This is a genomic window from Allorhodopirellula heiligendammensis (assembly GCF_007860105.1).
Classification (GTDB): domain Bacteria; phylum Planctomycetota; class Planctomycetia; order Pirellulales; family Pirellulaceae; genus Rhodopirellula; species Rhodopirellula heiligendammensis.
Genome location: NZ_SJPU01000003.1, coordinates 163,497 through 176,793, shown reverse-complemented (window position 1 = coordinate 176,793; position 13,297 = coordinate 163,497). Strand labels below are relative to the sequence as shown.

Genomic DNA, 13,297 nt, shown 5'->3' with positions numbered 1-13,297 from the left:
TGCACATTCGGCTTACTCCCGGACGCTCCGCTTTGTTCGGGGGAACTGTTTCCTTGGACCGAATTGTTGGAGGGCCAATTGTCTTGCTGGAGTGGTTAGAAACCCAACTAGGCCTTCCGCAAGCTGATGTGCATCGGGCATCGCGTGTGATGCAGTATGCCGATGCATTGGAGAAGGTACCCAACGCTTGCTTCTCGCCAAGTCTTGAGGCGGACAAATGGGAAACGGCGTCGGAACTGCTGAAGCGACGCGATGAGTTGATGCTGTCTGGTTGGGATGGAAGCAAAAGCGATGGCTGTCCGCCAATCACTCGCGACCTAGCGACCGCCGAGAAGGAGTACAGGGGCTCGTTTCCCGGTGACGCGGAGCGGTTGGCGATGGTGTTCGAATCGCTCAATGCGGGCCAGGTATTGCCGCGCCATGAGTTGAAGCTTTACGAGGTTATCGACGTCTGGCCAGCGTTGTGGCAGGCGGTGCTGGAACGCATGAATATTTGCCCGGCGGATGAGGTGCTGCCATTGTCCACAGAAGTTGGTTCGTTGCACGCGGCCGGATGCGTCGTGCGAGGGAACACGATGACGGCGTTTGGCTGCGACGAGAGTTTGCGGATCGCGAAGGCACGCAGTGAGACTGTGGCGACCGAGCTAGTTGCATCGGTTTTGTCAGAAGATCATGCAAGCCATCCGGACAAGGTCGCTCGCACGGTGGTGTTGTGTGAAGACGACTCGCTGGCGGTCCGGCTGGACACTAGCTTGCTGCGGCGCGGCGTGCCGACGATGGGGGCATCGGTGCAGACAAAGGCGCATCCGGTCTTGCAGGTGTTGCCACTGGCACTTGAGTTGTGTTGGGATCCCGTGGATCCACAATGCTTGCTGGACTTGTTGACGTTGCCCGTGATTCCGTTTCGGCGTCCGATCGCGTCGCGGTTGGCGCGGGCGTTGGCTGAAGAACCGGGACTGGGCAGCGCGGCGTGGGATCATGCGTTTGAGGAAATCTGCGCAGAGTCGGAACAGGATATCGAGAACCCCGGCAGGATGAAGCAGAGACTGCAAGATTGGTTCTGCACCGAGCGATCTCCTGCGGACCAACCGATCGCGACGACGATGGTGGCCGGTCAATGTCGCAAGGTGGCGAAGTGGGCGATTGGTCGTGCCACATTGATTTGGAATGATGAAAGTCGAGGTGATTCGGACAATCAGGTTGCCATCGCTCTGCACGAGGCGTCTCGTCAGGCTTCGCTGCTTGGTGACCTGGTTGAGTTGGCGGGCGAAACCATTACGCAGCCGCAACTGGGGCGATTGCTCGACGAAGTGATGGACCGCGGTGTCGAATCGCGACCTTGCCCGGTCGCTGATGGTGGGCCGACGCGTGTGCGATCGCTGTCCGAAATCGCCGATGGCTACGATCGTTTGATTTGGCTGGGCACAACAACGACGGATGCGACGGGCAGTTGCTGGTCGGTCAAACAGCTCAACGACTTTGCCGCCGCCGGTATCCATCTCGACGACGGAACGCACAACCTGCGATCTCTGCGAGCGGCCGAGGCGCGGGGGCTGTGTTTGGCAAAAGAGTCGATGTTGGTGGTTGCATTGCCGGCAAGTGAGGAACAGCGAGTGCATCCGCTGTGGTTGGCGATCGAACAAAAGATCGCTGATCATCATCACCCCGATCATTGGAGCCCGCCGGCGATCGAGGATTTAGTCGCGAACAATGATTGCGCCGCGCTCGCGCCGTTCGTATTCCGTTGTGAATCCGTCTCCACGCAACCGGCTCAACCACAGCGTCCCGTTTGGGAGATACCGGCTAGCCTGTTAAAGGATCGCGACACGGTATCGGCATCGGAGTTGGAAGATCGCTTGGCGTGTCCGTTGAAATGGACATTTCGGTATCAAGCGGGTTTGCGATCGAGCGAGATCGCGAGCTTGCCGGACGAGTTTCAACTTCGCGGGAATCTGTTTCACAAGATTCTCGAGCGGGTCTTTGCTGGCGACGGTTCGTTGCCGGATGCGACGGAAGCGGTTCGATTGGTCGAGTCGACCTTCAATGAACGTTTGCCGCTCGACGCCGCCCCGTTGGCTCAACCGGAGAAACGGGTTGAGAGCCAGCGACTGCGGAACGAGTTGGTGAAGGCGACTCGATTGTTTGTGGAGACTTTATCGCGTGGTGGTTACACGAGCGTGAAAATCGAAGAGCCAATCACGGGAACCGCATTCGGGAAAGAGATGCGAGGTTGGATTGACTGTGTGGCATCGGCCGATGACGGTCGTGAAGCGGTGGTTGACTTTAAGTACGCCGGTCGCGCGAAGTTCTATGGCATGATTACCGAGGGGCGATCGGTTCAGCTTGCCACGTACGCACACAGTCGTCGTCAAACTGGCGGAAACTTTCCGGCGGTCGCGTATTTGGTGCTGTCGGACGGGAAGTTCTTCACGCCATCGGGCAGCCCGCTCGCTGGTGTCGATCCGGCAACTGTTCTCGATGGGCCGTCCATCGAGCGAGTCTGGAACAATTTCTCACGGGCGATCACTGATGCCGAGGATTGGCTTTCCACCGACGCGGCGGTTCCAGCTAGGCCGCTTCAAGTGATTGATGATTGGCCCGATGGAGCGGACATCGTGTTGAAAGAAAAACTGAAACGGGATGAATCGCAGAGCGTTTGCCGCTATTGCGACTACACGAAGTTGTGCGGTAAGGAGGCGGTCCAATGAGCAAGCCGAAAAAATCAAAATCGAAACTCGAGCTCATTCGTGCCGGTGCTGGAAGCGGCAAGACGTACAACCTGTGCGAAACCGTTGCTGCGGCCGTTCACGGTGGATTGGACCCAGCCCGAATCATGGCGACAACGTTCACAAAGAAGGCGGCAGCGGAACTAAAGGGACGCATTCAATCGAAACTGTTGTCGGGCACGGACGATGCCACCCAGAATCAACTTGCCGCGGACCGTTTGGAACTGGCCGCGATCGGAACGGTTCACGGAGTCGCCCACCGGGTATTGTCACGTTACGCCGTCGAACTCGGGCTATCGACGCGGTTGGAGGTGATGTCGGAAGTCGCGGCAAAGCGATTGGTCTCCGAGCAACTAAATATCTTGCCGTTGGATGGTTGGGAGCAACTGGTTTCTTGTGCTCACCGCCTCGGTATCACGGATCTTCAGAAGCAAATCCTGAAACTGCTTGATGCGAAACGCAGCAACCAAATCAGTGACGATGAACTGCGTCAGCATTTGAAGGATTCGGGCACGAGGGTTTGCCAATTGTTATCGACCCGCAAGCCGCTTCTGGCGGAGTCCTTCGATAACTTTCTTGAGCTCGTTCAAGAAACGCTTCGCGATCCCGCCGTGCAAACATGCACAACCCAGGATTCGATTAAGATTCGCCAAAAGCTCGCTGACCTTCAATCTCAGCGACATGGGAAATGGGAAGCCTATGCCGAAGTTTTGGCGAAAGGGTTCAAAGCCGGCAAACGCTCCGGTGCCGATGGGGCGCTGACAAACTTGCGGGAGCATGCGGTGGAAGTCTGCAACCACCAAGATCTGCACGATGATGTTTGCCGGTTCTCCGACCTACTTGCCGAGCACGCGATCTTGATCGAAACGGGATGTAATCGATACAAGATCGAGCGGGGACTGGTCGACTTCACCGATTTGGAAACGTTGTTCTTGGAAGCGCTGCTGGGTGATCAGTTACCGGAGCTGATCGAGAACGACTTCTCGTTGGTCATGGTGGATGAATTCCAGGACACGAATCCGTTGCAACTTGCCATCTTCCAAGCCGTGCGTCGAATCTCGCCACGGCATCGCTGGGTTGGCGATCCGAAGCAGGCGATCTTTGGCTTTCGTGGTACGGATCCTGCGTTGGTCAGTAAAGTTTGGGAGCAGTTTCATGATTCAGAATTGCCACCGCTTCCCGACAATCGACGCAGCCAGAAGGGCTTGGTTCAGTTTGTTGGGAAAATCTTTGAACCGATCTTCGGCGAGGATGCAAAGCAGAATCCGGTCAACGAAAAATCGAATCGCAACATCGAACGCTGGTTGTTCAAAACGAAGAACCAAAGCGACGATGCAAAGGCATTGGTCGCGGGGATACGCGAATTGCAGGACGAAGGTTATCGGCTTGGCGACATGGTCGTCCTCGAGCGGGCCAACGCCGGCGTCGCCATGCTCGCTGTTGAGCTGGAACGTAACGGCATCGAGTACTTGTTTGAGAACGCCGGATTGTTATCGACCCGTGAAGGTGTGTTGACCATGGCTGGTCTGCGAATGGTGTTGGACAGGAACGATTCATTGGCCGCCGCGACGATCAAACACTTCCTTTCATCGCCGGATGCAACGACACCGGACTGGATCATCGACCGGCTGACTGAGCGGAAATCTGATCGAGAGGCTGATGAAGACTCCAGCAACGAAAATCGTATTTGGAAACAGCCGTGGGGAGGTGACCCCGATCTGACTGACTTGGAACGAATCGAACGTAAAACTTCTTCACCGCATTCGGTTTGCAAACTGGTTTTGGAAGCGTTGGATTTGCCTAATCGGATTGCGACGTGGGGCGACGTTGCCCAACGTGCGTCGAATCTGGACTCCATCTTGAAACACGTTGCCAATTACGAAGATCAGATGGTCGGCTCGGGCCAAGCCGCGACGTTGGGTGGAGCGGTGCTGTACCTGGAGCAATTGGCCAACGATGATGAAGACATCAAGTATCCGCCGCTGGGTCACAATGCGGTCACGATTATGACGTACCACAAGTCAAAAGGCCTGCAGTGGCCGGTCGTGATTTTGAGCGGGCTCAATAGCGACCGCGGTCCGAACATGTGGGAGCCCTCTGTTGGTGGCGGCGGTGAGGATGTGAACAAGCCGCTGGATGGCAGGACCATTCGTGCCTGGACCTGGCCGTTTGGCATGACGGACGCCCAGCCGCCCAAACGTCGTACCGGCACCTCACTGGACGAAGATGCAGTCGCGTCGCCGGAAGGTGTTGAGCAAGCCAATGACGAGATCGCCGAAAATCTGCGATTGCTGTACGTCGGTTGCACCCGAGCTGAATCCAAGTTGATTTTCGCACACCGACCCGGCACCGATAAATGGTTGCAGCGTTTACCAAACGTCGACACGATTCTTCCCGTCGACAAGAATCCCGGCGAACATTCACTGGCGGGCATCGACACGAGCTACGTCGTGCGACATCTCACCGCGAGCGATTCGACCGACGCCACCGAAGTTCAGTCAATCCATTGGTTTGCGAAGACAGACAATGCGTCCGCCGTTGCGACACCACGTTTTCATTCACCCAGCCAGATCGAAGCTGGCGAGCCGGATGACCGCCAGCTCCACATGTACGAAATGGCGGGTGATTCGCATTTTCCCGAAGGCCTCGACCAAGAGCACTATTCAGCGTTCGGCGATGCCGTTCACGCCTACTTGGCGGCGTTGCCTTCACTTGCGAATGCTGATGCCGCACGCAAGACCGTGATCGCCGGAAGATGTTTGTCTGCCCTCGCAATGGATGGCAAGCTTGCCCCAAGCGTTCTGGTTGAAGTCGGAGGACGGTTTGTCGAGTGGGTGAAAGCGACTTTTCCCGGTGCAACATGGCGGGTAGAAGTCCCCGCCATTGCCGGTCGCGAGGCGGGTGGCTCGTATCGTGGCACGTTGGATTTGATTCTCGAAATGCCAGACGCAACGATTGCCATCATCGACCACAAAAGCGCGCCCATTCGCCGTGCGAACTGCGAGCCAAAGGCAAGGAAATACGTTGCCCAACTAGATGCCTACAACGAAATGCTGCGGCAGCAAGGGTGCCAAATTGCATCAAGCTGGATCCACTTCCCACTCGCTGGAGTGATGGTCAATGTTGAGTGAACAGTGATGCGGCGCGCAGCAAAGCGAGTTACGTGATAGCGAACCCCGTCGGGCTGGTCGGTGTGGTTGCCGTCCACAACTCCGAGCGACATGATCGCCGCGATCGGGAAGAACAAGAAAGCCACATTGTTTTACGAGCAATGATCTACCGATAGGCTCGATTGCAGCAAGAGCTGCTCCTGCGGATAGAGAAACTTGAGGGCGGCAAGCGAGCGTAGCAACTAACAAGAAAGCCTGCCGACAATTCTGTTCTGGCGAATATGCGCTGGCCCATTCCCCAAGCAATCACTGCATGCCCGAGGCAACACCGAGGGTGACCGTCACGAATCCCGTGCGCCAGCTTTACGGTGAGCAGTTTGCTTTTTGGCACCATCGTTCGCTGCGAAACCTTTATTCCTTCGGAATCCAGTGAACGGATTGCTTGCTAAGGTCGACCGTAAAAGCTCCGTTGCACTCGCAGCATCGACATTCGTAGGTCCCCATCGGATCATCGACATTGAGCGTCAGCAACTCCTCACAATGCGGGCAAGTCACTTCGGTCTCACCGGTGACGGCACCGGGGAAGCAAAGCTCGTACATCGAAATCGGGTCGAGTTCGTCCATTGGACTGCTGAGTCTACGTCTTTCCCCGGAAGTAGCGGGCTAGCGTTAACGTCGGCGCGAAGTACTCAGAACTTCGCGAGTTGGGACAAGCGATTGGGGTAAAGGATGGGCGTGAGCCCGCGGATGCAATATACAGTAAGATTAAATTTTAGACTTTGAGAAGTCGTCTGGCGAGAGCTTTCGGGAAAACAGACTGATTTGATGACAGGTGTCTCCCATAGACCAGAGGCAGAGCAGAGCAGACACGCCTGCTCCAAAACGCATCGGTTCCAATTGCTGCTTAAAACTAAAGTTGATTCACTCGAACGCCATTACCGAACGGATTCTAAGCACGACGAGATTCTTTGGCTTCCGGCGAAGTTGATCGAACGATTGGTCGTCAATCAGACTTTTGTGATGGAAGTTGGCTCGATCGAGGAAGGGTCGCGGGCACAACACGTGCTCGTCGTGAGCAAGTACAATCATGCACAACGATTATATGCGGTTAGAAAACGCCGCTAGAATAGACAACTAAGAATCAAAGTGGCGTGGGGCGATTTTGGAGCGACTACGAGAAAAACACGGGCAACTTACCGACCATTTCGCGGTAGCGCATGGTGACGAGGGTGGCGGCCCGAAGTGGCGGTACTTCGTCGACCACGGGTTGAGTCGCGCGGAGTGCGAATCGCTACGCGAAATCGTGCGGGAAGCGTTGCAGTGCAAGCCACTGGATTCTTTCGATTGGCAAACGGCTTATTTGCCGATCGTCGTTTGCGCTGTTGAGGTGGGATACGGCTACAGGGGCAACGGAACAGATTTCTGGCCGAAGCTGGCCGAGACGCTCAGCCACGAATTTGGTTTTGATGACCGCAATCGTTTGTCGAATTGGTTTGCTAAAGCGAGTGCGAAGTACGGTGGCGTGACGCCGGGTTCAAGTGACTGGGAACAAGCGTTTCGCCACATCGCTTGGCCGATCACTCACGCGGTTGCAGCGAAGGACATTCGTCGCCCCTTCGCGGATTGCTTGCGCCGGTTTCGCCGTAATGTCGAGAATGAAAAACTGACGGACGAAACGATCGTCGCGGATCTGTCGCGAATCTCAACTCAGGTGGGTTCGCGGCGGTTCCGAACTTGGATGCAGCGGCCTGATGTGGTGGCCGGAATCGTTCGTGATTTGCTGGGTGGAAAACCGCTCGATGAAGCGGGGCTATTTTCGAAATTGTTTCGCGATCGTTTGATCGAGGATCTTCGCAATGAACCGGAGATTCGTCGAGCTGTCCGCCAGGTTGAGTCGGGGCGTAAAACAGGGCTGAAAGAGAACCATGATGATGCGGCTGGGAACCAGCCCGAGGCGGAACGGTTCGGCGAGTTCTTTCTGCGGCAGGACGAGAACGGCGGGCTAGAGCTTTGTGGCGAGATGCCTGAGTTGCCCAAGCTAATTCAACTATCGTTGAAACCGATCCGCGGCCGATGGAAGGCGCGGCCCTGGGGACGTGGTGGCGCGAGTCCGATTCCATCGGACTGTTTGCGTTCGATTCGTGGGCATTTTCCTGTCAGCTTCAGTTACCTAGCTCGAGCCAATGCCGAAACGCCCTTCTTCACCGGCGTCGACGAGTTGTCGGTGGACCAGGACGCGAAGCTTTGGCTTGAGAGCGTTCGTTTTCCTGCGGCCGAGATGCTGGCGTTTCCACCGATGAATGCCGACGACGATAGCTCTCATGCCATCGTTGGTCGCACGCCGCACCGCGGCCGGATTTGGGTGGCGGCACGACGCGGCGAGATCGAGCTGCGACGAAGCGAAGAAGACGAATCCTATTGCAACCTCATCGGTCCGATCGAAGGTGGTGAGGTTTGGGAGTTCGATGCCGACAATGCGGAAGTGCGGCAGTGGCTTGGGTGGCCGCCAGCCAATGCGGTGGACACTCAAACGGGACCTGCGTTCACATGGCTACGGCCTTCGCCGGTCTCCATCGACGCAAAGAACCAGCCTGTTTACACAACTGATGATGAGATCGGTATTTCGGTCGTCGGTGACAAACCGGTCCAATTGGTTTTGAAAAAGGGTTCGAAAGAAATCGTCAGTGAATCGGTTTCATCCGTGGCGATGCTTACACTTGATTCAAGGGAATCTTACGAACTGTTGGTTCAGTGTGATGGCGAAGAAATCGAGTCGTTTTCGTTCGTCATCGTTGATGACAAGGGCGATGGGTTCATCGAACCGGATCCTGAGACGCCTTGGCATGCGGTGGTTTCGCACGTCGATGCCGGTGAGATTGAGCTTTCACGTAAAGACTTGTTCAACCGCCGTTTGAATTTGGACATCATCGGCGATCGTGGCATCGAGAACCTCAACGCGAAGTTGACCGTGATGCCCGGCGAAGCCGTGGCGAGCGTTCGTTTGGATCGAATCCCCACGCGACTTTCTGCGACTCATCCGGTGTGGGATGAGCTTTGCGATCGGTTACCTCCGTCGGTCTTGAAATCACCGTGCGATTTGTCGCTCAGCGTGGAGATCGAGGATCTTTCGCACGATACTTGGCTGCTTGAAGCGGAATTGCAAGAACTGTGGTGGGAAGACAACGCCGATGGGATGCCAATCGCCGTTAGCGATAGCGGGTCATTAGACGTCCGGAATCATTGCGTCATCAAAGGCGTATCCATTGACGAGCCAACCGATGGCGATCCTTTCATCTCAGTAGCACTGGATGCTGACGGAAACGAGTTGCATTTCGATGCCCGTGTTGGTTTAGTAGGCGATGCTTTCCTGAGCAGAAAACCGGATGAGCCACAGCGATCACTGCGGCAAATGGATGACGTCGGTAGCGTCCCCGGAATGCGATCCATCACGCAGCGTTATTTACAACTCTCATCGGCGACGAGTTCGTCAATAACGGCGGAAGTGAACCGTGTCGGTGCCGCCGGTGCGCTTCGCGATTGGATCCTCAACAGCGTGTGTGGCCGCAACTGGGTCCAAAAGCAACGCGAGTCGTCCAAGATTGAATCCGTGAACCCGGTGGCGATTTGGTGGGAGTGCCAAGCAAGTGAGGAGGATTTGTTGCAACCGCCACCGGAAGAAGTTCGCGAATTGCCCCCCACCTTGCCCAACTTGGTTCTTGCCGAGTTCGCAGACGTGCTGCCTGTTGGTTGGTGGGATGGTTCGATTGCCGAGGTCGAGCCGGATGACGCAGAACCGCTCGATTCGATCTTCCAACACCTGATTGATGACGACACTGTCATCGTGGACGCCGAAGCACTGACGACATCGCTCCGTCACGCGAATCAGAAACTGTGTGGCGGTCACTTGGCAGATCTTCTGATTCCCGCTGATGCTGGAGACGAATTGCTGGCATGGCACGTGACGGAAATGAGTATCACCAATTGTGCAACGGAGCTGCTCGGGTGGATTCGGCGTTCACTCAGCCGTGGGCGCGGCCGGCAAACATGGTCGTCCGGCGAGTTGCAAATCTGGTTGAACTTGCTGTTGTACCCGGAACGTTTGCGGAAGCATCCCTGGGAATCAGTGGTTGAAAAGCTGCTTCAAGATCGACCAGTCGCGCGCGCCGGTGCGTTCCTGGCATGGCGAGTAGAGCAAGTTCGACGTCTCGAATCTTCTCTGATGTTGGAGCCTCATTCATGAGCAAGCCGCCCGAAATCATAGACCAATTTGAGCGAGCGATGCATGGCGTCCAAGCGATGCGGCGCTACGTCGAACGTCTTGCATGCCCCATTCAAGGCGGTTCAGGGATCCGAGCACACTTCTATCCTCATCAAATTCAGAACGTGCAACGGATCCTATCAGCAACAAGAATCCGACACCTAATCGCTGATGAGGTCGGAATGGGCAAAACGATCCAAGCGTTGATGGTTGCCAGTGCTATGCGACTGCAGCGAGAGCACTTGCGAGTCCGAGTCATCGTAGGACGGAGTGAACTGCAATCACAATGGTCCGAAGAAGTCTGCCGCTCCCACGTCGTGATTTGGGACAAGTCAGAGTCTGTCTTCGGTGAAACTTGGTTCGAGGTAGTGACTGAATCAAGTATTGATTCTTTGGCAAATACATTTAGCGCAAACGCGTTTGATTTGCTGATCATCGACGAGCCTCAGAGTTTAAAGGTTGAAACGCTCCGCTTCATCGCTGAGCATTCGGAAGAGTTTGCTTCGTTGCTACTGCTGACTGCCTCTCCCAACCTCAGCAACGCTGAACGCTTTTGTGAATTGTTGCAAATACTCGAGCCGCAACGAATCGAGAGGGCGCGTCGCGAGATCGACCGAGATCCTTTCCATGACGAAGTAACTTGGTCAAAGTCGCGGCTACGTGATTTGGAAGAAGCCGAATTACTGGAAATATTCGATCGTTTTGACCAAAGCTGTGCCGCCGTAACAGATGGGATCATTGACCCAGACTTCGTCCCCGAAGGCGCATCAGCGGCGTTTAGCGAAATTGCGATTCACCGTCGGTCTCGAATGTTGACGGATCTGTCGTGGAGATACCGCCGTGTTCTCAGGTCGTACCGTGAAGACTACCCAGATCACCTGCCTAGGCGACATCCGAGGTCGTTTGACCAAATCGAGCCAACGGAATCCGAGACTCGGCGAGTTTCGCTTGCAATTCGCTATGCAGAAGATCAATTCAGATTGGACACCGAAAGAGCGTCGGTTTTTCTACGGAGAGCGTCAGTAGGCAGTGAATCGTTTCAGTCACAACTGAGAACCTTGCGGCAGAACGAGGACAGAGGAACCAGCCAGATCGAAGAACTGCTAAAGGTCACCAGTCGAGCAAATGCTGACGCTCGTTTGGATTTCTTGGTCGATTGGCTTGTTCGTTTCTGGCGTGACGATCCAACGCGTGAAGTTCTCGTCGCCGCGCAGGACAACGCGACCGTCGAAGAACTTGAACGCGAGATTGAATGGCGAATTCCGATGATCGGGCCGCGTGATCACAGAAGGCCGCTGCGGATTGCGACCGCGCGAGACTCATTCTCCGCTTCAAGTGAGATTGAAGACGATTCCCCCCGGACGTCTGAAGCACTTCGGAGCATGGCCTCTTCGCAACTCCGTGAATTCAAGATGGGTGGAAAGCAGCTTCTGATTGCAACAGATTCATTTCGTCAGTCATACAACTTGCAATCGGCGGACGCATTGATTTTTTACAGTCTTCCCTGGAGGCCGGAAGATGTAGACCAGTGGATTGGTCGAGTCGATCGTCTTGGACGTGGTTTTGTCGCTCCGGAGGTGCGGAAGAGTCCGCCAAAGCCTGTCAAAATTGTTACCATTCACCGAAACGGTGATCCAACGAAGTCCGTCGAGCAGGTATTCAACGAATATCGTGTGTTGGAGTCGGCAGTTGACATGGACCGTGAGCTTGCCGACGACATCTCTACTCGGATCTCCAGCGAGATTTGGTCTCGCGATACAGCACTGGAAAAGCCACCTGCGATTACTCGTAAAGTCCGAGAAGTACAGCCACCAAGCGGCTCTATCTGGAGCGTTTCTAATGCGATCTCGGTTCATTCCGAAATTGCTTTTGGTGACGCACTGGAACCGCAACTCCGTCATACCAAGCCTCTTGGCTTCGTTTCAAATCAGCAAGAGCAATGCCTAGCAAGCTGGATCAAGCTGCTCGAGCAACACCAGCAAGCAGCTGCATGGAAGGTTAGCAAAAAGTACACCGACGGATCACGGCGGGGTGCGATTTATACGTTGTCACAAATGGATTGCGTGGGAATCAGCCTTCCATCCCTAGAAGATCGAAGCCAATCGTTTCCGGCTTTCTTCTTGGCCCGTCGCAATGTCTATTCGCCTCCACGCCTTCGGGTGGTCACGGGTAAGAAGGAGGGGCAAGACCGAGAGGTACTGCTTCAGTTTCTATCCCACGGCTCTAGTTTGCATGAAGAACTGATCCAGACCTATCGCGACGACGGTCGGGTTACCACGCCACTTGGTATCACTCTTTTTGCCATTGGCCCACGTCACTTTCCCAACGGTACATCTCTAATACCAGGAAACTATCCTGTTGGCGTTGGTTTTATAGATGCTGCCTATGCGTATCAGCGGGTTTCACCCACAAGTCTGATCGCGGAGGCGTTTTCAGATGAGACTGGTTCAAGGCGAAAGCAAATGCGTGCTAACCAGGCTATTCAGTTCCAAGCTGGAATTGAAGCTGACCAACGTTTCATACGCATGGTTGCCTCCACCAAGTCGTGTTGCCTAGCTTTTTTCAGTGACGGAAAGCCTTGCAGCGAACGTGACGCCGCGGACTTAATGACCGCGAATTGGAGCCGTGATGAGCGTCCAAACACGAACAATAATCCGGTCGCTCCAAAACTGCATGAAGGATTGCCCCCGCACTTTAAAGCCGCTATCGCGGCAGAGCTGAAGCGTTTCTGGGGGCAAAGCATGGACGAGTTAACAGAACTCGTCGCCGAACGAATAGAAATGATTCGAGTCGAGGCCTTTGATGTCGCCTGGAATCTTCAGGCTGCGATTAATGAAGCCAACCGACAGATCGAGCAGTTGCAATCCGCTCCGAGCGAACAGAACAAACAAACCATACAGCTAACCTACCTGCCGCGAGTTTCCATGTTGCGAGAAGCCCTCCAGATTAGCGAGCACGCTTGTCGTTTGCGGTGCGATCTACTGGAAAAATCGCTTGAGCACTTGCAGCATCCAAGTCCCACCAGTGTCTACTTGCAGGCTGTCGCAGTTGTGGGAATGCAGAATGATCCTGTGCCACTTCCCGAGGAACCCGATGACGATGCCGAGGTAAGCTTGATGGCGAGCGAGTTTGCCACGGCGTCGCCGCCTCAACAAGAATCAACCATCATCGACAAACCGAACAAACCCAGGTAAGGAAACTCT

At 55.1% G+C, this 13,297-nt stretch carries 5 protein-coding genes; 4 read left to right on the top strand and 1 reads right to left on the bottom strand.

The genetic code is table 11. From position 1 onward, the window contains the following. Window positions 1-53: 53 nt before the first annotated feature. Window positions 54-2,708: a PD-(D/E)XK nuclease family protein gene (locus Poly21_RS20650; protein WP_146408967.1), complete on the top strand. Its 2,655-nt coding sequence runs from the start codon at window positions 54-56 to the stop codon at window positions 2,706-2,708. Further along, a complete protein-coding gene (locus Poly21_RS20645) occupies window positions 2,705-5,857 on the top strand; it encodes a UvrD-helicase domain-containing protein (protein WP_146408966.1) in 3,153 nt (1,050 codons plus the stop codon). Before Poly21_RS20650 ends, Poly21_RS20645 begins: the two co-directional genes overlap by 4 nt. Before the next feature lie 390 nt (window positions 5,858-6,247). On the opposite strand, the gene Poly21_RS20640 is transcribed toward Poly21_RS20645, so the two are convergent. Beyond that, complete coding sequence (locus tag Poly21_RS20640; RefSeq protein WP_146408965.1) at window positions 6,248-6,460, bottom strand: hypothetical protein; 213 nt, start codon at window positions 6,458-6,460, stop codon at window positions 6,248-6,250. 538 nt (window positions 6,461-6,998) lie between these two features. Between Poly21_RS20640 and Poly21_RS20635 the strand changes: the two genes are divergently transcribed. Continuing rightward, the gene (locus Poly21_RS20635) at window positions 6,999-10,076 is read left to right on the top strand and encodes a hypothetical protein (RefSeq protein WP_146408964.1); all 3,078 of its coding nucleotides are present in this window, start codon (window positions 6,999-7,001) and stop codon (window positions 10,074-10,076) included. Next, a complete protein-coding gene (locus Poly21_RS20630) occupies window positions 10,073-13,288 on the top strand; it encodes a DEAD/DEAH box helicase (RefSeq protein WP_302119921.1) in 3,216 nt (1,071 codons plus the stop codon). Before Poly21_RS20635 ends, Poly21_RS20630 begins: the two co-directional genes overlap by 4 nt. Window positions 13,289-13,297: the final 9 nt, after the last annotated feature.